Genomic DNA, 19,200 nt, shown 5'->3' with positions numbered 1-19,200 from the left:
CAGTCTATGGCTAGGTTTTAGCGTGTGTCCGGCGAACTCGACCGAGAATGGGGGGTCTGCGTCTACTGCGCGTCAGGGCCGACGCATCCTGAGCTGCTGACCCTGGCCGAGCAGGTCGGGTCCGCGATTGCGCAGCGTGGTTGGACGCTGGTATCCGGCGGCGGGAACGTGTCGGCGATGGGCGCGTTGGCGGCCGCCGCCAGGTCCCGTGGCGGCCATACCGTCGGAGTGATCCCCAAGGCGCTCGTGCATCGCGAGGTGGCCGACGTCGACGCTGACGAACTCGTCGTCACCGACACCATGCGCGAGCGCAAGCAGACGATGGAGGACCGTGCCGATGCGTTCATAGCTCTGCCGGGTGGCATCGGCACATTGGAGGAGTTCTTCGAGGCTTGGACCGCCGGCTACCTGGGTATGCACGACAAGCCGGTGGTGATGCTCGACCCGTTCGGGCACTACACCGGTTTGCTCACTTGGCTGCACGGGCTGATCGACACGGGCTACGTCACCCACCGGGCGCTGGACCGGCTGGTGGTCGTCGACGACGTCGAGGCCGCTCTTGCCGCCTGCCAACCACGTGGGTGATCGTCGAGACCCACGCCGATAGGGTGGTGTTCAATCAGTGAACACCGGAGGGGACTCACCGCATGGCCGACCAGAAATCCGGCGTCCGAAGCAGCGTCGGTCTGCTCGACATCGCCGCCCGGGTACCGCATCTGCTGATGGACGCACCCGTGATGTTGCGCGGCGCGATGACCGGTTTCATGGCGCGCCCCACCGCGAAGACGTCGATCGGCAAGGTCTTCCAGGACCGGGCGGCGCGCTACGGCGACAAGCCGTTCCTTCGGTTCGAGGATCAGGAGCTGACCTACCGCCAGGCCAACGAGACAGCTAACCGCTACGCCGCGGTGCTGGCCGCGCGAGGTGTCGGGCACGGCGACGTCGTCGGCGTCATGCTGCGCAACTCGCCGCAGACGGTGTTGCTGATGCTCGCCATCGTCAAATGCGGCGCCATCGCGGGCATGCTGAACTTCCACCAGCGCGGCGATGTGCTGTCCCACAGCATCGGACTGCTCGACGCCAAGGCGATCGTCGCCGAAACGGATCTGATCGAGCCGATCACCGAGAGCGGCGCCGACTCCTCCGGACTGATGACGCTCGAGGAACTGGATCGCCTCGCGTCCACCGCGCCCGCCCAAGACCCGGCGACGACGGCCGCGGTGTTGGCCAAGGACAAGGCCTTCTACATCTTCACCTCGGGCACCACCGGCATGCCCAAGGCCAGCGTGATGACCCACTATCGGTGGCTGCGCGCGCTCGCCGGCTTCGGCGGTCTCGGCCTGCGGCTGCACAGCGACGATGCGCTGTATTGCTGCCTGCCGCTGTACCACAACAACGCGCTGACGGTTGCCCTCGGTTCGACGATCAACGCCGGTGCGACGCTGGCGCTCGGCAAGTCGTTCTCCGCGTCGAAGTTCTGGGACGACGTGATCCGGTACAAGGCGACAGCGTTCATCTACATCGGCGAGATCTGCGCCTATCTGCTGAACCAGCCGGAAAAGGACACCGACCGCAAGCACAAGGTGAGGGTGATCATCGGCAACGGGCTGCGGCCGGCCATCTGGGACGACTTCACCGAGAGGTTCGGCATACCGCGCGTGTGCGAGTTCTACGGCGCCAGCGAGGGCAACACCGCATTCGTCAACGTCCTCAACATCGACAAGTCGACCGGGATCTGCCCGACGCCGGTGGCTTTCGTGGAGTATGACGCCGAAACCGGGGATCCGGTGCGTGACGACAACGGTCGCGTGCGCAAGGTCAAGACCGGCGAGCCGGGCCTGCTGCTGTCGAAGGTGAGCAACTTCCAGCCGTTCGACGGATACACCGACAAGAAGGCCTCCGAGAAGAAGCTGGTCCGGGACGCCTTCAAGGAAGGCGATTGCTGGTTCAACACCGGCGACCTGATGCGCTCGCAGGGCTTCGGGCACGCCGCGTTCACCGACCGGCTCGGCGACACCTTCCGCTGGAAGGGTGAAAACGTGGCGACGACGGAGGTCGAGGCCGCCGTGTCGACCGATTCGCAGGTCGAGGAGGCCACGGTGTTCGGTGTCGAGGTCGAGGGGGCGGGCGGTCGAGCGGGGATGGCGGCGATCCAGCTCAAGGACGGTCAGGAGTTCGACGGTAAAGCGTTGGCCAAGGCCGTCTACGACAAGCTGCCCGGCTACGCCCTGCCACTGTTCGTCCGGGTGGTCAAAGAACTCGCACATACGTCGACGTTCAAGAGCCAGAAGGTGGACCTGCGCAAGGAGGGCTACGGGGGATCGTCGGGTGAAGGGGACGAGGACGCCGAGAAGATCGAGGACCCGATCTACGTGCTGTCCGGTCGCGAGGAGGGCTACGTCGAGTTCTACGACGAGTACCCGGAAGAGGTCGCCGCGGGCAAGAAGCCCAAGAACTAGCGGCTTCGATAGTGCAGTAGCAACGCCCCGGTCTCGGTCGCCTGCGAATCGACCAGTTTCAAGCGGCGCAGTTCCTGCTGGCCGTCGAACATCCGACACCCGCGCCCGGCGAACGTAGGTGCGATCAGCAGCCGGTAGTCGTCGATCAGTCCGGCGTCGTGCAGCGACTTGGCCAACCCGACGCTCGCATGGATGCCGATGTCCCCGCCGTCCTGTTCCTTGAGCTCGCGGACATACGTCTCGGCCGGGGCGTCGACGACGACGGAATTGGACCACTGCGCGTCGAGCGGTCGCGAGGTGAACACGTGCTTCGTGGTGGCATTGATGAAGCTGCGGAACGGCTCTTCACCCTCGTTGGGCCAGTGGCCCGACCAGTAGTCATAGGTGCCGCGGCCAAGGAGCACGGCGTCCTGGCTGCCGATCACCTCGGCGATGTTGTCGAATACCGCCTGATCGACGTCGAAAACCCAGTCGCCGGGCTCCTCTGCAACGCCGTCGAGCGACCACATGTGAAACAGGACGACCCGTCGCATCGCGGCTCCTCTTTATAGATTTTGGTGCTCAGTGTCGTTGGGTTGACTCTGCCGCGGGCGAAACCTCATCGCTTCCGCGCAGGCCCGTAGCCTGGAGGGCGTGCAGTCGACGTTTCTGGGTCGCCCGGTGGCCGGGGACCGCGCGCTGATCATGGCGATCGTCAACCGCACGCCGGATTCGTTCTACGATCGCGGCGCCAATTTCACGGACGAGGCCGCCAAGACGGCCGCCCACCGCGTGATCTCCGACGGCGCCGACATCGTCGACGTGGGCGGCGTCAAGGCGGGGCCGGGCAGTTCGGTCGACGTCGACGAGGAGATCGCCCGCGTCGTCCCCTTCATCGAATGGCTCCGCGACACCTATCCCGACCAGCTGATCAGCGTCGACACCTGGCGTGCGGTGGTGGCCAAGCAGGCCTGCGCAGCCGGTGCGGACCTGATCAACGACACCTGGGGCGGTCATGACGCTGCGCTGCCCGAGGTCGCCGCGGAGTTCGGCGCCGGCTTGGTCTGCTCGCACACCGGCGGTGCGGTGCCCCGCACTCGCCCGTTCCGTGTCAACTACGGTGTCTCCCAACGCGGCGTCGTGGACGATGTCATCGCAGAGGTGACCGCCGCGGCCGAGCGTGCGGTCGCCTCCGGGGTCGCGCGGGACGCCATTTTGATCGATCCGACCCACGATTTCGGCAAGAACACTTATCACGGTCTTAGTTTGTTGCGCCACGTAAAAGACCTTGTAAATACTGGATGGCCGGTCCTGATGGCGCTGAGCAACAAAGATTTCGTCGGGGAAACTCTGGGTGTGGACCTGACTGAACGCCTGGAAGGCACATTGGCTGCGACCGCACTGGCCGCCGCCGATGGCGCCGCCATGTTCCGCGTGCATGAGGTGGGTTCCACTCGACGCGTACTGGAAATGGTCGCGTCGATCCACGGAACGCGTCCACCGACGCGCACAGTGAGGGGACTGGCATGACTGTGCTAATTGAACAGCCAACGGAGCTGGCCGCCACCGATATCGCGGCACACCCTTGGCTGGCCGACAACAGCTGGAGCCGGCCCATGTGGACGATCGCCGAACTCGAGGCCGCCAAGGCCGGACGCACCATCTCGGTGGTGCTGCCCGCCCTCAACGAGGAAGAGACGGTCGCAAGCGTCGTCGAGACCATCACACCCCTGCTCGGCGGCCTGGTCGACGAGCTCATCGTGCTCGATTCCGGTTCGACCGACGACACCGAGATCCGCGCGCTGGCCGCGGGCGCGAGGGTGATCAGTCGCGAGGTGGCCTTGCCCGAGGTCGCACCGCAGCCCGGCAAGGGTGAGGTGCTGTGGCGCTCGCTGGCCGTCACGACCGGCGACATCGTCGTGTTCGTCGACTCCGACCTGATCGACCCCGACCCCATGTTCGTGCCCAAGCTCCTGGGTCCGCTGCTCACGGCTGAGGGAGTGCACCTGGTCAAGGGGTTTTACCGGCGGCCACTCAAGGTCAGCGGCAGCGAGGACGCCAACGGCGGCGGCCGTGTCACCGAGCTGGTGGCCAGGCCGCTGCTCGCCGCGCTGCGCCCCGAACTGACCTGCTTGCTGCAGCCCCTGGGCGGCGAATACGCGGGCACCCGTGAGCTGCTGACCTCGGTGCCGTTCGCACCCGGCTACGGCGTGGAGATCGGCCTGCTGGTCGACACCTACGACCGCCTTGGCCTCGATGCGATAGCGCAGGTGAACCTCGGCGTCCGGGAGCACCGCAACCGGCCGCTGACCGAGCTTGCCGCGATGAGCCGACAGGTCATCGCAACCCTGTTGTCGCGGTGCGGAGTGCCGGATTCCGGCGTCGGCCTGACACAGTTCTTTGCCGACGGCGACGGTTTCACACCGCGCACCTCAGAGGTGTCGCTCGTCGACCGGCCGCCGATGAAGAGCCTGCGGCCAGGCTTGTAGGAGCGCGCCGGCACACGTGGGTGCGGTGCCCGTCGGTGCCTGTCGGAGGCATCGGGCAGTATCGAGGACGTGACGCTGGTTCTGCTGTATCTGGTCGTGCTGGTTCTGATCGCCATCGTGCTGTTCGCACTGGGCAGCGTGCTCTTCGGACGTGGCGAGTCGTTGCCGCCGTTGCCGCGTGATACGACTGCCACGGTATTGCCGGCCTCCGGCGTCACCGGCGCCGACGTCGAGGCGGTCAAGTTCAGCCAGACGCTGCGCGGTTACAAAACCAGTGAGGTGGACTGGGTGCTCGACCGATTGGGCCAGGAGCTCGACCTGGTGCGCGGGCAGTTGGCCGCGGTCCGTGCGGCACACGGGATCGAAGACGACGAAGGGGACCCGCGCCCCATCGAGGGCGGAGCGCACGCGCTGCAGTCGTCGGAGGCAGAGGGCGAACCGTGATCGCGGACGATCGTATCCGCTGTGCGTGGATCGACGAATCGCGCTTGTCGCCAGACGATTTCGTCCTTTACCGGGATTACCACGACAACGAGTGGGGCCGGCCGCTGCGCGACTCGACTGCACTGTTCGAGCGCGTCACGTTGGAGGCGTTTCAGAGCGGCCTTTCGTGGCTGATCATCCTGCGCAAGCGGGAGAACTTCCGTCGCGCGTTTCACCAGTTCGACGTCGAGCGGGTCGCACGCTACCGCGACCGCGACATCGCCAGGTTGATGGAGGACGCCGGCATCGTGCGCAACCGCGCGAAGATCGAGGCGACCATCGCCAACGCCCGCGCGGTCGCTGATCTGGATGTGGACTTCGGCGAGCTGCTGTGGTCTTTCGCGCCGCCGCGGGGGCCACGTCCGGTGGCCATGGCCGACGTCCCGGCGGTCACCCCGGAGTCGACCGCGATGGCCAAGGAACTGAAGCGGCGGGGCTTCCGGTTCGTCGGGCCGACGACGGCGTACGCCCTGATGCAGGCGACCGGAATGGTCGACGATCACACGGCAGACTGCTGGGTGCCAGCGACATTTCAGTGACCTGTCGATGGGGTGTCGAGGTGGCCATCGCCGGGTCTTTGCACACGCGAAGGCGTGGATAGGGAACAATAGAGGGGATTCGTTAGGCCCACCGTGCGGGCTGGCTCATGTGGAGGGAGCACTCGATGGCGGCGATGAAGCCCCGGACCGGAGACGGTCCACTGGAAGCAACCAAGGAGGGGCGAGGCATCGTGATGCGGGTACCGCTGGAGGGCGGCGGACGTTTGGTCGTCGAATTGACCCCAGATGAGGCGGCAGCGCTCGGCGACGAGCTCAAGGGCGTCACCAGCTAGTCGGCGCGGGAGCGCGAGCATTCGCGCCTAGGACGTCACCTTCCGATAGATCTCGAGGGTCTGCTCGGCGATGTGCGCCCACGAGAACTCGTCAATGCAGCGCTGCCTGCCCGCCTGACCGAATTGCGTGGCGCGTTGCCGGTCGGCCACCACCGCGTTGACGGCGTCGGCCAGCCGCGACTCGAAGCCCGTCGGGTCGTTCGCGTCGTAGTGGACCAGGGCGCCGGTGTGTCCGTCGGCCACCACCTCGGGGATGCCGCCGACATCGGAAGCGACCACCGCCGTGGCGCAGGCCATTGCTTCCAAGTTGACGATACCGAGCGGCTCGTACACCGACGGGCATACGAAAACTGTTGCGGCGGAAAGAATTTCGCGAATTTTCGAAATCGGCAGCATTTCGCGTACCCAGAAGACTCCGGTGCGGCTGCGCGCCAGATTCTGCACGGCCTCGGTGACCTCCGCCGCGATTTCAGGGGTGTCGGGTGCGCCGGCGCAGAGCACCAGCTGGGTATCGGGGGCGAATCTGTGTGCCGCCGCGATCAAATGCGGGACGCCCTTTTGGCGGGTGATCCGCCCGACGAACGCGACGATCGGCCTCGTCATGTCCACGCCGAGTTCGGCGAGCACCGACTCGCCCGCGTCCGGTGGGGCCGGGTACCACACCTCGGTGTCGATCCCGTTGCGCACCACGTGCACCCGGTTCGGGTCCAGCGCCGGATAGGTGCGCAGCACGTCCTCGCGCATGCCCGAGCTGACGGCGATCACCGCGTCGGCGGCTTCCACCGCAGTCTTCTCCACCCACGACGACACTCGGTATCCGCCGCCGAGCTGTTCTGCCTTCCACGGCCGCATCGGCTCCAGCGAGTGTGCGGTCAGCACATGTGGAACGCCGTACAGCAGCGCGGCCAGGTGGCCCGCCATCCCGGTGTACCAGGTGTGTGAGTGCACCACGTTGGCCTGACCCGCGGCGTTGGCCATGTTGAGGTCTGCCGACAACGTCGACAGGGCGGGGTTGGCGCCCAGCAACGCGGGATCGGGTTGCGCGACGATCGCGCCCTCGCGGGGCGCGCCCATGCAGTGCACGTCGACCTCGCACAGGTGCCGCAGCTGGGCGACGAGCTCGGTGACGTGAACGCCTGCCCCGCCATAGACCTCGGGTGGATACTCCCGAGTCATCATCGCCACCCGCATGGAGACGACGGTACCGAAAAAGAAGGCCGTATCTCAGGGCCGCTTCCTTGTTTTCGAATGCGATTAGGTGTCAATAACCTTGACAGACAGCTGCGAATGCCTAGCCCCGGTCGGCGGGGGCGGATAGGTTTGGATCATGCGGGAACTGCCACACGTGCTAGGTATCGTCCTGGCTGGCGGCGAAGGCAAGCGGCTGTACCCATTGACCGCCGATCGGGCCAAGCCTGCGGTCCCGTTCGGCGGCGCGTACCGGCTGATCGACTTCGTGCTGTCGAATCTCGTCAACGCGCGATATTTGAAGATCTGCGTTCTGACGCAATACAAATCGCATTCGCTGGACCGTCACATCTCGCAGAACTGGAGGCTTTCGGGGCTTGCCGGTGAGTACATCACCCCGGTGCCCGCGCAGCAGCGCCTCGGTCCGCGGTGGTACACCGGTTCCGCGGACGCCATCCTGCAGTCATTGAACCTCGTCTACGACGAGGACCCCGACTACGTCGTCGTGTTCGGTGCCGACCACATCTACCGGATGGATCCGGAGCAGATGCTGCACTTCCACATCGAGAGCGGCGCGGGCGTCACGGTCGCGGGTATCCGGGTGCCGCGCTCGGAAGCGAGCGCGTTCGGTGTCATCGACGCCGACGAGTCGGGACGCATCCGCGCGTTCATCGAAAAGCCTTCTGATCCGCCGGGCACGCCCGACGATCCCGAGCAGACGTTCGCGTCGATGGGCAACTACATCTTCAGCACCAAAGTGCTCGTAGACGCGATCAAGGCCGACGCCGACGAGGACCACTCCGATCACGACATGGGCGGCGACATCATCCCGCGACTCGTGAACGACGGCATGGCCGCGGTGTACGACTTCAATGACAACGAGGTGCCCGGTTCCACCGAGCGCGATCACGGCTACTGGCGTGACGTCGGAACCCTCGATGCGTTCTACGACGCCCACATGGACCTGGTTTCGGTGCACCCGGTGTTCAACCTGTACAACCGGCGCTGGCCGATCCTCGGCGAATCGGCGAATCTGGCGCCGGCGAAGTTCGTCAACGGCGGCTCAGCGCAGGAGTCGGTGGTAGGCGCGGGCAGCATCATTTCGGCGGCGTCGGTGCGCAATTCGGTGCTGTCGTCCAATGTCGTGGTCGACGACGGCGCGATCGTGGAGGGCAGCGTGATCATGCCGGGCACCCGAATCGGTCGCGGGGCCGTGGTGCGCCACGCGATCTTGGACAAGAACGTCGTCGTGGGGCCCGGCGAGATGGTGGGCGTTGACTTGGAGAGAGACCGCGAACGCTTCGCGATCAGCGCCGGCGGTGTCGTCGCCGTCGGCAAGGGCGTCTGGATCTAGGCTTCGTTGTCCCTCCCCTACCTACGGTGTGGGCCCAACCTGCGGCGTGGGCCCAGGCCGAGCGCGCCGTCGTCGGCGCAGTAGCCGCCACCCCGCCCACACCAGTACGACGACGGCCACCAGCACCAGCACCGGTACCAGGATCGCCACGAAGACCAGCCCGACGCTGATGCCGTCCTCGACCGTGCTCAGCACCGGTGCGGCCATGCCTGCCGTGGCCACGTTGGCGGCCGGTCGCACCGTGGACTTCGTCAACGACACCACCAGCGCGACAACGACACCGATAGCGACGGGGATCCACTGACCGGACTGTGCGAAGGCGCCCGGGTCGGCGACGGTGTTGGTTTGCGCCGCGGTGCCCGACCCGAACACGATGCCGCCGGCCGTCGGGCGGACGAAGGTTTGGATCGCGTCGTTGATGCTGTCGAGCGCGGGCACCTTGTCGGCGACGATCTCGACGACGAGCAGTACGGCGACGATCGCCATGACCCAGCCGTCCTCGAGCCAAGCCCACCCGTGCGGCAGGGTGACGAGGTCGGTGAACCGCGACAGCAGTCCGAGCGCCAGTAGCGGGATGTAGGCGTTGAGGCCCGCGGCGGTGGCCAACCCGAATCCGGTCAGCAGCTCCATTTACGCATTATGGGCATGACTTGTCAGTGCGCGTTCGTACCTTGACCGCATGGGGTCGAGGCGGCACAAGCTGGCCGAAGACGACGATCCCGACTGGCTCGGCCATGCGGTCTGAAATTGTGTCGATTCAGGTTGTCGGCCTGTTGCCTCACGTCAAGATGCGCGCGTGGGGGCATTCGTTGCCTCACGTAAACGTGCGCGCTTTGTCACTGGAGGTGGGGCGCCGTCGCCGGCTTTGCTGGTGGCCAGAGTGAAGAGCTGTGCGGTCAACGCCTGAATCTGGCGTTGAGCGGCGGCTGGATTGATCAGCGAGTAGGTCCGGGTCAGGCCCACGATGCGGTCGACGGTCATGGTCGGGTGGGCGGTCGCGCGGTGGAATGGGGTGGTGGCTTTGTCGTGTTTCTTGGATACCTTGGCCCCGGTGCGGACTTTGGTGATCAATTTCTGTTGCGGGTAGAAGTAGTTGGTCAGCTTGGACTGCAATTGCCAGATCTCGTTGAGGAGCAACAGTTCTGAGGCGGTGTCGTAGCGGTAGTAGCCCACCACGGTGCGTACGACCGTCCAGTTCTTCTGCTCGACGTGGCAGCCGTCGTTCTTATTGCCCGGCCGTGACCGGGTGAACGTGATCTGACGATCTCGGCACCATGCCAGCAGGTCGTCGTTGATGAATTCCGACCCGTTGTCACAGTCGACCCCGAGGATCGGGAACGGCATGGCGGCGGCGATGTGATTGAGGGCTGCCAGTATGTGTTTGGCCGCCCTGTCAGGTAGTGAGTGGCTCTCGGTCCAGCCGGTAGCGATGTCGGTGACCGTCAGCGTGAAGGCATGGCCTCCACCACGGCTGCCGCCGTCGTGAAAGACCGTGTCGATCTCGACGAAGCCGGGCACCGCGTCGTCCCATTCGGCCCAGGTGCGTACCGGGATCTGGCTTTTGAGTATCGACCCCGGCTTGGTGCCCACCCGACCTCTGATCTTGTATTTGGCTCGCTCATCAGCAAGTCGGCGATCGATGGTGGCCGCCGACATCGTTACCAACAGGGCCGCGGTGTCGTCGCTGATCGCCAGCTCCCCGAAGTGCCGCAACACGGCCACCAGCTCGGTGAGCATCGGCGCCAGCCGTTTACCGGCCGGCATTCCCAGCACTGTCCAGCAGACCGTCAGCGCCGCGATGACATCAGGCCCGTAGGTCACTGGCCGGGGACGACGCGCGCTGATGACCTTCGGCTGCAGCCCGCCTTGAGCGCCCTGCGGGGTGGTTACGGTGCCAGCCGGTATTGGCACACAACTCGTCGAGGATCCGACTCTTACCGCGCTTACCCGCCACCTGGTAGCGGATCGCGGTCACATCGGTGATTGCTCTGCGCTGTGCCAACGTCAACCCCATCCACTGGGCCTACGCGCGCATTTCTGATGAGGCAACGAATCACCGTTTCGCGCGCATTTCTGATGAGTCAACGCGGTCGGTAGGCAAGCGTAGAGTCGCAAGTATGTTCGAATCCGTGGCCGACCCGATCGCTTATGAGGCGTCACTGGTCGCACGCATCGCGGAGTTGGAACGCGGCAAGTCCGCCGCAGCCGCCGAACAGGCCAGAGTCACCGCCGAACTCGACGCGGCCCGCCGTGCTCGGGAGGCGGCCGACGGCGTGCCCGCCGCCAAACGTGGGCGCGGCCTCGCCGCCGAGATCGCGCTCGCCCGCCACGATTCCCCCAACCGGGGCGGCCGGCACCTCGGCTTCGCCCGGGCGCTCGTCCACGAGATGCCCCACACCCTCTCGGCGTTGGAAGCCGGTGCGCTCTCCGAATGGCGCGCGACTCTGATCGTGCGCGAGTCGGCGTGCCTGTCGCTCGAGGACCGCCGAACCCTGGACCTCAGAATGTGCGCCGACCAGTCTGCACTGGAGGGCCTCGGCGACAAGCGAATTGAGGCTGAAGCCAAGACCATCGCCTACCAGCTCGACCCGCAGGCGGTCGTGGACAAGGCAGTTCTTGCCCAATCCGAGCGCACCGTCACGGTCCGCCCGGCCCCCGACGCGATGACGTACGTGACCGCTCTACTCCCCATGGCGCAGGGTGTGTCTGTCTACGCGGCGCTAAAGCGCGAGGCCGACACCACTTTCGACGGCCGCGGTCGTGGCCAGGTCATGGCCGACACCCTGGTCGAGCGGGTGACCGGTCAGCCCGCCGACGTCGCGGTCCCCGTCGCGGTCAACCTCGTGATGACCGATGAAACCCTGCTTGGCGGCCGCACCTCCCCCGCGCACATCCCCGGTTACGGTCCGGTGCCGGCCGCCATCGCGTGCCGTCTGGCGGGCGACGCGATCACCGACGAGCAGTCCAAAGCCACCCTGCGCCGGCTGTATCGCCACCCTGACTCGGGAGCATTGGTCGCGATGGAGTCTCGATCACGGCTGTTTCCAAAAGGTCTCGCGCAATTCATCGCGTTTAGAGATGACACCTGTCGTACGCCCTATTGCGATGCGCCGATTCGGCATACCGACCATGCCACACCGCACGCGCGCGGTGGTCCCACCGCTGGCGCCAACGGTCTCGGTGAGTGTGAGGCTTGCAACTACGCCAAGGAAGCGCCTGGTTGGCAAGTCCATACGTTTGACGCCGACGGCCAGCGCCACAAGGCGGTGTACGTCACGCCGACCGGTGCGCACCACGAATCACACGCACCGCCATTGCTCAATGACGTCGTCGTGTTCAAGCCGAGCGTCGTCGAGGCGCTGGTCGCCAATCAGCTCGCAGGTCTGACTGCCGCCTGATCCGTCACCAGACGGTGGATTCTCCCTCCCTCTGCTCACAGGGCATCGCGACGGCGATAGATGGCGCCGGCGGCGAAAGTCAGGGCGGCGGCCACGACGATCATCACGACCAGGGCCAGAACCGGGTAGTCCGACGGCGCGGTGGTCTGGCCGACCGGGGAAAGGTCGAGCAGCCAGCTCGGCAGGCGCAAGAGCGCACCGAGGTACAGCGATACGACCACGAACGTGACTGCAAGCCAGCCGATCCAGCCCCTTCTGATCGCGACCCCGACCGCCGCGATACCCGCCATCACGGCCATCGCCGGCAGGTAGGCCAGGCCCGCCACCGTCAGCCGCACAATTGTGCCCGGTTCCCCGAGCGTGATACCCGCACCCAGACCGTTGCCCAGGCCGGCGAAGAACATCAGCACGGCGGAGCCGATGAGTGCCGAGGCGACGGCGGTGAGCAGCCAGCGCCAGCGTGACACCGCGCCGGCCAGCACAGCTTCGCCGAGGCCCTTCTCTTCGTCGCTGAGCACCCGCAGCACCGACGACACGACATACGCGGTGGCCGCGGCGGCGAGGAACTGCGTCATCGTGGTGTACACGCTGTCGGTGCCCCGCGCCACCAGCACGCGTTGAATGAGTTCGTTCTCCTCGGCGGCGTCCAGCAGCGATTTTGTCATCGAGCCAAGAGCCAAGCCGCCCAAGAAGAGTCCGACCGACCAGCCAATGGTCTGGCCGCGTTGCAGCGCCAGATGCAGACCTAGCACGGATCTGATGGCGTGCGCGTTCGGACGCTCGCCGGTGGACGCGATGATGCTGTCGTCGTACTGCCGTCTGCTCTCCAGGCCTGCGGCCAGCGCGATCAGCCCGAGGGTGAGGGCGACGAGCAGGGCGAACGGCCACCAGCGCACGTCGACGAATGCCCGCATCTGCTGCGCCCATGCGATCGGCGAGAACCAGCTCAGCGCGCTGCCGGAGTTCTCGATGACGTCGCCGATCCCGCGGACGAAGACGGCGAGCGCAAGCATGGCCATCGCGGCGCCGGTGGCGGTGCGCGACTGCCGCCACAGCTGGGCGGTGACGGCGGCCACCGCGCCGAACACCATGGCCACCCCTGTGACGCCGAGACACATCGCGGCGGTGTCGACCAGCCCGAAACCGGTGGAGGCCATTGCCAGCGTCATCGTCACCGTCAGCGCGACATTCACACCGCCGATCATGATCAACGCGGCGGTCGTGCGTGCATAGCGTCCGACAACCGAGGACAGCACCAGTTCCGCTGCACCGCTTTCTTCCTCGGCGCGGGTGTGCCGAATCACGGTGAGAATGGCCAGGATCGACGTCGCGACGATCATGGTGAGCATGAGCTCGTTGGCCATCATGGCGCCGAGGTCGGTTTCGTTGCCGCCGAACATCGGCCCGCCCATGATGATCGCCGCCGGCGTCTTCATCAGGTTCACGCGGGCCTGACGTTGCGCCTCGTCCGGATACGCCAGCTTGATCGCGTTGGGGGCGTACACCATCATCAGCGTCAAGGCCGCCAGCCAGATCGAAAGGCGAATTCGGTCGCGGCGCAGGGCCAGCCGGAGGAGGCTCAGCGTGCCCGTCCACAACCCGGCGTTTCGTTGAGCTGTGTGCGTTGCGAGGGCGGTGCTCATCGCGAGGCTCCCTGGTACTCACGTAGGAACAGGTCTTCGAGCGACGCCGGTGCCACGGTCAGGTCGAGGATGCCCAGGTCGGTGAGTTCACCCATGGCGCGGTCGAGTTCGTTGCGGTCGACGGAGAACGTGTAGTGGCCATCGTTGATCGCGAAGTCGTGCACGAACGGACTGCGTTGCAGCGCTTGCCCATCGGTGCGGGTGCGCACCGTTACCGTTGTCCGCATCAGGTGCCGGAGCTCGTCGAGCGAGCCCGACTTCACCGTGCGGCCGGAGCGAATGATCGTCACGGTGTCACACAGCTTCTCGACCTCGGCGAGGATATGGCTGGACAGCAGGACCGCCGCACCGTGTCCGGTCACTTCCTCGACGCACTGCTGAAACGCCTTCTCCATCAACGGGTCCAGTCCAGAAGTCGGCTCGTCGAGAATGTAGAGCTCGGCGTTGGTGGAGAACGCCGCGACAATCGCCACCTTCTGCCGGTTGCCCTTCGAGTAGGTGCGCGCCTTCTTGTGCGGGTCGAGCTCGAAGCGCTCGATCAGCTGGTCGCGTCTGCGGGTGTCGACGCCGTTGCCGCGCAGGCTGGCCAGGAAGTCGATGGCCTGCAGGCCGGTCAGGTTCGGCCACAGTGTCACGTCACCTGGGACGTAGGCGATTCGGCGGTGCAGGTCGACGGCATCGTGCCACGGGTCGCCCCCGAGCAGCCGTACCGTTCCGCCGTCGGCGCGCAGCAGGCCGAGCAACACGCGGATCGTGGTGGACTTGCCCGCTCCGTTGGGGCCGAGGAATCCTGCGATGTCGCCGTGCGCAACCGTGAGGTCGAGGCCGTCGAGCGCTTTGGTTCGTCCGAAAGACTTTGACAATCCACGAATCTCGACCGCGAGTTCCGATCGCGCGCCAGCATTAGTGCGCTGTAGGGACGCTGCCGTCATTTCCATCTCCTTCTCCGGCTGTGAACGGGATGCCTTTTTCGTGTTGTGCCAGGAACGCGTCGTACATGGTCGAGTCGGCCATCAGGCCGTTGGTGAACATCTCCAGCGCCGGCAGCATCATGTCTTCGCCGTAATCGCGCAGCACGGCCCGAAGGTCGGTGGGGTCTTCATGCATTTGCAGATAGAGCAGGAAACCGCCGCCGTTGATCATGCTGAGGTATCTCGCCCTGGCCTTCGGGTCGCGGCTCGGCTTGAGAATGCCTGCCTGAACGCCCTCCTCGATGTACTGCTCGGCATTGTCGATCATGCGCTGCCAGAACGACTTTGCGAGGTCGCTGCCCGACTGCATGCTGCGCACCAGATACGCCATCATCGGGGCGTATTCCTCGATCTCGGCAACCTGTGCGAGCCAGTCGGACGGGTCGGTGGTGCGCATGGACTCGGTCTTGGACTCGCGCACCATCTCGGCGATGTGGTCGTCGCACGCCTTGCGCAGGCCGTCTTTGGAACCGAAATGGTGGATCACCAGCGCGGCGGACACGCCCGCGGCCTCGGCGATGGTCCGGAGCCCCACATTGAACCCGTGTCTGCCCCACTGGTCGATCGCGGCATCGCGGATCCGAGCGATGGCCGTCCGATCGTCAGGGGCTGAACGCATGTTTAGTACGCTAAACGCGCGTTCAGCCGACGGTCAAGGGACTATCCCGTCAAGAGTCCGTAAAGATCGCGCCATCGTCCGCCTGACGCGGCGAACGGGGTCCTAGTCGCGGGCAGCGGCGAGCAAGCCGTCGCCCAACGGGATCAGCACCGGCGTGAGCCGCTCGTCCTCCGCGATGAGCCGCGCGGCCTCGCGTACCGCGGCGACCTCGGCGTCTTTGGCATGGACATCGCCGGCCCGCCCGCCCAGCGCGGCGCGGTGCACCACGATGGCCCCGCCGGAGCGCAGCAGTCGCACGCCTTCTGTCACGAAGTGCGGCTGATCGGCCGGATCGGCATCGATGAACACCAGGTCGTAGGACTCGTCGGCGAGTCGGGTGAGCACTTCCTGCGCCCGGCCGCTGATCAGCCTGCTGCGGCCTGGGCCGACACCGGCCTCGGTGAACGCCTGCTTCGCGATGCGCTGATGTTCGGGCTCGACGTCGATCGTGGTGAGCACACCGTCCTCGCGCATGCCCGACAGCAGCCACAACCCGCTCACCCCGGCGCCGGTGCCCACCTCGACGACCGCCTTGGCGCCGGTCATCTTGGCGAACACACACAGCAGCGCCCCGACGGCGGGGGTCACCGCGCCCGCCCCTAGTTCGACCGCGCGTTCACGGGCGGCCGCGACGATCGCGTCCTCCGAGATCGACTGCTCGGCATGCTTGACGATCGACTCGGCGCGACTCTGCGGTCCGCCGCCTATCACGTCGTCGATGCCAGCCATGCCCGCAGCGTAGAACCTCCTCCGGAGGGCACGCTCGCGACACGCCCGTCCCCGAACTGCGGACTTCCGTCGAAATGGCCTGGTTCTCGCAGGTCGAAAATGGGTAGAAGATCTTTCTCAGGAAATGTTCAGTGTGCTCATATGCCAAACACACCAGGGTCGGAGACGGTATGTCCCATGGATGACGGCGGGCGTTGGGATACCGGGAATAAGCGCAGGGAATTTCACGTTGCCGCCATCGTCGGGCCGTCGATAAATGACGACGGCTGTCAACAGGAGGATCTGACGAAGAATTCGAACGCCCCAGCTGCACCGGCCGCGCCATCGTCGATGGCTCATCTCGAGCAGTACACCGACGGGGAATGGGTTGAGCCTTCCGACGAACTGACCGGGACCGCCGTCTTCGACGCGACGGGTGACCAGACCACCATGCCGTCCTGGGACGAGCTGGTGCGCCAGCATGCCGACCGCGTCTACCGACTGGCATACCGCCTGTCCGGCAACCAGCACGACGCCGAGGACCTCACGCAGGAGACGTTCATCCGCGTCTTCCGCTCGGTGCAGAACTACCAGCCGGGCACGTTCGAGGGCTGGCTGCACCGCATCACCACGAACCTGTTCCTGGACATGGTTCGCAGGCGCGGCCGCATCCGCATGGAGGCGCTGCCGGAGGACTACGACCGTGTGCCCGCCGACGATCCGAACCCCGAGCAGATCTATCACGACTCGCGACTGGGTCCCGACCTGCAGGCCGCGCTGGATTCGCTGCCGCCGGAGTTTCGCGCCGCCGTGGTCCTGTGCGACGTCGAGGGCTTGTCCTATGAGGAGATCGGCGCGACGTTGGGCGTCAAGCTCGGCACCGTCCGCAGCCGTATTCACCGCGGCAGGCAGGCGTTGCGCGACTACTTGGCCCGCCACGGTGACGGGGATTCGACCCACTACCGGGACACGGCCAAGTCAGCCTGAGTGTTCGCAGGTGTTTGGCGCCGCGCGCCGCGCTACATTCGAGTCAGTAACGTTGACGCGACGCGAGTACGCCGAGAGGAGCTGGGCGATGGTCGACCCGGGGCACATGTTCCGCCGTGCGTTCTCCTGGCTGCCTTCTCAGCTGGCATCTCAGAGCGATGCGCCCGTGGGGCCTCGGCAGTTCGGATCCACTGAGCATCTGTCGACGGAGGCCATCGCGGCGTTCGTCGACAACGAACTGCGCCTCACCCCACATCTGCGCGCGGCCAGTCATCTTTCGCTGTGTCCGCAGTGCGCGGCAGAGGTCGACGCGCAGCGGCAGGCGCGCAGTGCGCTGCGGGAATCTCATCCGATAGCCATTCCCAGCTCGTTGCTGGGCCAGCTGTCGCAGATTCCGCTATGCAGCGGCAACGCCCCGGATCCGACTGCCGCGGCACAGGACTCGCAGTTAGCTGACGGCGCGCAGCAAAGCCGCCGTAAGCGCCGGTAGAGTGGATACAAAGTCGATCAACGGCGTGCGCCGGCCATTGCTGGCGCTCGGATAGAGGTGATGAACGGGTGAGCAATCTGGACGAGACCGGACGCGAACGTCTCGAGCCGCGGCCGGTGTCGCGGCCGGCTGTCGACCCGGCGTCACGGCGTGCCTTCGGCAGGCCCGACGGCGTGAGCGGATCTTTCCAGGGTGCGGAGAAGTACCGCGACCAAGGCGCCTTCACGCCGAAGGATCAGCCGCCCGATCCCGTGCTGGCCGAGGCGTTCGGCCGGCCCTACGCCGGCGGCGATTCGCTGCAGCGTCACCCCGCCGATGCCGGTGCGCTGGACGCCGAACGCGAAGGGCCGGGCGCCGACGAACCCGATGATCCGTGGCGTAATCCGGGTGCCCCGGTGGAACTGGGCACTCCGGCGATGACCCAGCCGCCACGAGCGGCCTCCAACGTCAGCACCGGCAAGCTCGGCGTGCGCGACGTCCTCTTCGGCGGCAAGGTCTCCTACGTCGCGCTCGCGGTTCTCGGCATCGTCGCGCTCGTGATCGGGTTCGCCGGAGGCTGGGTCGGTCGTACGACGGCCGAGGTGGTCCAGGCCTTCACCACGTCCAAGGTGACGCTCGAGACCAGCGACGTCGGCGACGCGCCGGAGGGCCGGTTCGCCAAAGTCGCTGCGGCAGTTGCCGATTCTGTGGTCACGATCGAGACCAAGAGCGACGAGGAGGGCTCGCAGGGCTCCGGTGTCGTGGTCGACGGGCGCGGCTACATCGTCACCAACAACCACGTGATCTCCGAGGCCGCGGTCAACGCGAGTAAGTACAAGATGACCGTGGTCTTCAACGACGGCAAGGAAGTGCCAGCCAACCTCGTCGGCCGTGATCCGAAGACCGACCTCGCCGTGCTCAAGGTCGACAACGTGGACAACCTGACAGTCGCCAAGCTGGGTGACTCCGACAAGCTCTACGTCGGCGAAGAAGTGATCGCCGCTGGCGCCCCGCTGGGTCTGCGCAGCACCGTCACGGCGGGCATCATCAGCGCTCTGCACCGCCCGGTGCCGCTGTCGGGTGACGGTTCGGACACCGACACCGTCATCGACGGTGTGCAGACCGACGCGTCGATCAACCACGGCAACTCCGGCGGCCCACTCATCGACATGAACGGTGACGTCATCGGCATCAACACGGCGGGCAAATCGTTGTCGGACAGCGCCAGTGGTCTGGGCTTCGCGATTCCGGTGAACGAGGTCAAGACGGTCATCGAGTCGCTGATCCGCGACGGAAAGATCGCGCATCCGACACTGGGCCTGACCGCCCGCTCGGTGAGCAACGACCTCGCGTCGGGCGCCCAGGTCGCCAACGTGAAGGCCGGCAGCCCGGCCGAGAAGGCGGGCATCCTGGAGAACGACGTCGTCGTCAAGGTGGGTGACCGAACCGTGGCTGACGCCGACGAATTCGTCGTCGCCGTGCGCCAACTCAAGATCGGACAGGACGCGCCCATCGAGGTCATGCGGGACGGCAGGCCCGTCGTCCTGACCGTCAACCCCGGCCCCGACAACAGCACCTAGAG

At 66.1% G+C, this 19,200-nt stretch carries 20 protein-coding genes; 12 read left to right on the top strand and 8 right to left on the bottom strand.

Features of this window, described 5'->3' with window-relative positions:
- Positions 1-24: 24 nt before the first annotated feature.
- Both log and fadD6 read left to right on the top strand, forming a co-directional pair.
- A complete protein-coding gene (log, locus tag G6N42_RS14295) occupies positions 25-585 on the top strand; it encodes a cytokinin riboside 5'-monophosphate phosphoribohydrolase (protein WP_163730183.1) in 561 nt (186 codons plus the stop codon).
- A gap of 62 nt (positions 586-647) precedes the next feature.
- Positions 648-2,459 (top strand): long-chain-acyl-CoA synthetase FadD6, encoded by a 1,812-nt coding sequence (fadD6, locus tag G6N42_RS14290; protein ID WP_163730182.1) that lies wholly within the window; start codon positions 648-650, stop codon positions 2,457-2,459.
- Here the strand turns inward: fadD6 and G6N42_RS14285 are convergent.
- Entirely contained in the window at positions 2,456-2,992 is a 537-nt protein-coding gene (locus G6N42_RS14285) for a dihydrofolate reductase family protein (protein WP_163730181.1), read from the bottom strand. The genes fadD6 and G6N42_RS14285 overlap by 4 nt on opposite strands.
- Positions 2,993-3,143: 151 nt before the next feature.
- Between G6N42_RS14285 and folP the strand changes: the two genes are divergently transcribed.
- From folP to G6N42_RS14260, 5 genes are all read left to right on the top strand, one after another.
- Positions 3,144-3,968 carry a dihydropteroate synthase gene (gene folP / locus G6N42_RS14280; protein WP_232076581.1) on the top strand — a complete coding sequence of 275 codons (825 nt, stop codon included), beginning with the start codon at positions 3,144-3,146 and terminating at the stop codon, positions 3,966-3,968.
- Positions 3,965-4,927 (top strand): glucosyl-3-phosphoglycerate synthase, encoded by a 963-nt coding sequence (locus tag G6N42_RS14275; protein ID WP_163730179.1) that lies wholly within the window; start codon positions 3,965-3,967, stop codon positions 4,925-4,927. The genes folP and G6N42_RS14275 overlap by 4 nt, the downstream gene beginning before the upstream one ends.
- A gap of 69 nt (positions 4,928-4,996) precedes the next feature.
- Positions 4,997-5,371: a DivIVA domain-containing protein gene (locus G6N42_RS14270; protein WP_163730178.1), complete on the top strand. Its 375-nt coding sequence runs from the start codon at positions 4,997-4,999 to the stop codon at positions 5,369-5,371.
- Positions 5,368-5,949 carry a DNA-3-methyladenine glycosylase I gene (locus G6N42_RS14265; RefSeq protein WP_163730177.1) on the top strand — a complete coding sequence of 194 codons (582 nt, stop codon included), beginning with the start codon at positions 5,368-5,370 and terminating at the stop codon, positions 5,947-5,949. Before G6N42_RS14270 ends, G6N42_RS14265 begins: the two co-directional genes overlap by 4 nt.
- Positions 5,950-6,074: 125 nt before the next feature.
- A complete protein-coding gene (locus tag G6N42_RS14260; RefSeq protein WP_003406247.1) occupies positions 6,075-6,242 on the top strand; it encodes a DUF3117 domain-containing protein in 168 nt (55 codons plus the stop codon).
- A gap of 27 nt (positions 6,243-6,269) precedes the next feature.
- Here G6N42_RS14260 and glgA read toward each other — a convergent pair whose 3' ends face one another.
- A complete protein-coding gene (glgA, locus tag G6N42_RS14255) occupies positions 6,270-7,433 on the bottom strand; it encodes a glycogen synthase (RefSeq protein ID WP_163730176.1) in 1,164 nt (387 codons plus the stop codon).
- A gap of 136 nt (positions 7,434-7,569) precedes the next feature.
- Between glgA and glgC the strand changes: the two genes are divergently transcribed.
- Positions 7,570-8,784: a glucose-1-phosphate adenylyltransferase gene (glgC, locus tag G6N42_RS14250; RefSeq protein WP_163730175.1), complete on the top strand. Its 1,215-nt coding sequence runs from the start codon at positions 7,570-7,572 to the stop codon at positions 8,782-8,784.
- A 21-nt stretch (positions 8,785-8,805) separates the two neighbouring features.
- Here glgC and G6N42_RS14245 read toward each other — a convergent pair whose 3' ends face one another.
- Positions 8,806-9,414: a DUF4126 domain-containing protein gene (locus tag G6N42_RS14245; protein ID WP_163730174.1), complete on the bottom strand. Its 609-nt coding sequence runs from the start codon at positions 9,412-9,414 to the stop codon at positions 8,806-8,808.
- A gap of 153 nt (positions 9,415-9,567) precedes the next feature.
- Positions 9,568-10,695 carry an integrase catalytic domain-containing protein gene (locus G6N42_RS14240; RefSeq protein WP_232076135.1) on the bottom strand — a complete coding sequence of 376 codons (1,128 nt, stop codon included), beginning with the start codon at positions 10,693-10,695 and terminating at the stop codon, positions 9,568-9,570.
- Between the two features lie 206 nt (positions 10,696-10,901).
- On the opposite strand from G6N42_RS14240, the gene G6N42_RS14235 reads away from it, so the two are divergent.
- Positions 10,902-12,182 (top strand): HNH endonuclease, encoded by a 1,281-nt coding sequence (locus G6N42_RS14235; RefSeq protein ID WP_163730173.1) that lies wholly within the window; start codon positions 10,902-10,904, stop codon positions 12,180-12,182.
- A 35-nt stretch (positions 12,183-12,217) separates the two neighbouring features.
- Here the strand turns inward: G6N42_RS14235 and G6N42_RS14230 are convergent, their stop codons facing one another.
- The 4 genes from G6N42_RS14230 to G6N42_RS14215 all read right to left on the bottom strand — a co-directional run bounded on the left by G6N42_RS14230 (position 12,218) and on the right by G6N42_RS14215 (position 16,183).
- Complete coding sequence (locus G6N42_RS14230; protein ID WP_174262076.1) at positions 12,218-13,825, bottom strand: ABC transporter permease; 1,608 nt, start codon at positions 13,823-13,825, stop codon at positions 12,218-12,220.
- Positions 13,822-14,757: an ABC transporter ATP-binding protein gene (locus G6N42_RS14225; RefSeq protein WP_163730172.1), complete on the bottom strand. Its 936-nt coding sequence runs from the start codon at positions 14,755-14,757 to the stop codon at positions 13,822-13,824. The genes G6N42_RS14230 and G6N42_RS14225 overlap by 4 nt, the downstream gene beginning before the upstream one ends.
- Complete coding sequence (locus G6N42_RS14220) at positions 14,729-15,415, bottom strand: TetR/AcrR family transcriptional regulator (protein ID WP_163730171.1); 687 nt, start codon at positions 15,413-15,415, stop codon at positions 14,729-14,731. Before G6N42_RS14220 ends, G6N42_RS14225 begins: the two co-directional genes overlap by 29 nt.
- Positions 15,416-15,517: 102 nt before the next feature.
- Positions 15,518-16,183 (bottom strand): O-methyltransferase, encoded by a 666-nt coding sequence (locus G6N42_RS14215; protein WP_163730170.1) that lies wholly within the window; start codon positions 16,181-16,183, stop codon positions 15,518-15,520.
- Between the two features lie 177 nt (positions 16,184-16,360).
- Here G6N42_RS14215 and sigE point away from each other — a divergent pair, with 177 nt between their 5' ends.
- From sigE to htrA, 3 genes are all read left to right on the top strand, one after another.
- Positions 16,361-17,149: an RNA polymerase sigma factor SigE gene (sigE, locus tag G6N42_RS14210; protein WP_163730169.1), complete on the top strand. Its 789-nt coding sequence runs from the start codon at positions 16,361-16,363 to the stop codon at positions 17,147-17,149.
- Between the two features lie 88 nt (positions 17,150-17,237).
- Complete coding sequence (rseA, locus tag G6N42_RS14205; protein WP_163730168.1) at positions 17,238-17,639, top strand: anti-sigma E factor RseA; 402 nt, start codon at positions 17,238-17,240, stop codon at positions 17,637-17,639.
- Between the two features lie 68 nt (positions 17,640-17,707).
- Positions 17,708-19,198 (top strand): serine protease HtrA, encoded by a 1,491-nt coding sequence (gene htrA, locus G6N42_RS14200; RefSeq protein ID WP_163730167.1) that lies wholly within the window; start codon positions 17,708-17,710, stop codon positions 19,196-19,198.
- Positions 19,199-19,200 lie beyond the last annotated feature (2 nt).

The sequence above is a fragment of the Mycobacterium gallinarum genome (assembly GCF_010726765.1).
GTDB lineage: Bacteria > Actinomycetota > Actinomycetes > Mycobacteriales > Mycobacteriaceae > Mycobacterium > Mycobacterium gallinarum.
The sequence above is the reverse complement of the archived record's forward strand: the minus strand, read 5'-3'. Positions and strand labels throughout refer to the sequence as shown.

Coding starts and splice junctions, on each gene's coding strand:
- G6N42_RS14245 (WP_163730174.1), bottom strand. CDS start 9,414: ATGGAGCTGCTGACCGGATTCGGGTTGGCCACCGCCGCGGGCCTCAAC.
- fadD6 (WP_163730182.1), top strand. CDS start 648: ATGGCCGACCAGAAATCCGGCGTCCGAAGCAGCGTCGGTCTGCTCGAC.
- G6N42_RS14275 (WP_163730179.1), top strand. CDS start 3,965: ATGACTGTGCTAATTGAACAGCCAACGGAGCTGGCCGCCACCGATATC.
- G6N42_RS14220 (WP_163730171.1), bottom strand. CDS start 15,415: ATGCGTTCAGCCCCTGACGATCGGACGGCCATCGCTCGGATCCGCGAT.
- rseA (WP_163730168.1), top strand. CDS start 17,238: ATGGTCGACCCGGGGCACATGTTCCGCCGTGCGTTCTCCTGGCTGCCT.
- G6N42_RS14260 (WP_003406247.1), top strand. CDS start 6,075: ATGGCGGCGATGAAGCCCCGGACCGGAGACGGTCCACTGGAAGCAACC.
- G6N42_RS14225 (WP_163730172.1), bottom strand. CDS start 14,757: ATGACGGCAGCGTCCCTACAGCGCACTAATGCTGGCGCGCGATCGGAA.
- G6N42_RS14285 (WP_163730181.1), bottom strand. CDS start 2,992: ATGCGACGGGTCGTCCTGTTTCACATGTGGTCGCTCGACGGCGTTGCA.
- glgC (WP_163730175.1), top strand. CDS start 7,570: ATGCGGGAACTGCCACACGTGCTAGGTATCGTCCTGGCTGGCGGCGAA.
- G6N42_RS14215 (WP_163730170.1), bottom strand. CDS start 16,183: ATGGCTGGCATCGACGACGTGATAGGCGGCGGACCGCAGAGTCGCGCC.
- G6N42_RS14235 (WP_163730173.1), top strand. CDS start 10,902: ATGTTCGAATCCGTGGCCGACCCGATCGCTTATGAGGCGTCACTGGTC.
- folP (WP_232076581.1), top strand. CDS start 3,144: ATGGCGATCGTCAACCGCACGCCGGATTCGTTCTACGATCGCGGCGCC.
- sigE (WP_163730169.1), top strand. CDS start 16,361: ATGGATGACGGCGGGCGTTGGGATACCGGGAATAAGCGCAGGGAATTT.
- glgA (WP_163730176.1), bottom strand. CDS start 7,433: ATGCGGGTGGCGATGATGACTCGGGAGTATCCACCCGAGGTCTATGGC.
- G6N42_RS14230 (WP_174262076.1), bottom strand. CDS start 13,825: ATGAGCACCGCCCTCGCAACGCACACAGCTCAACGAAACGCCGGGTTG.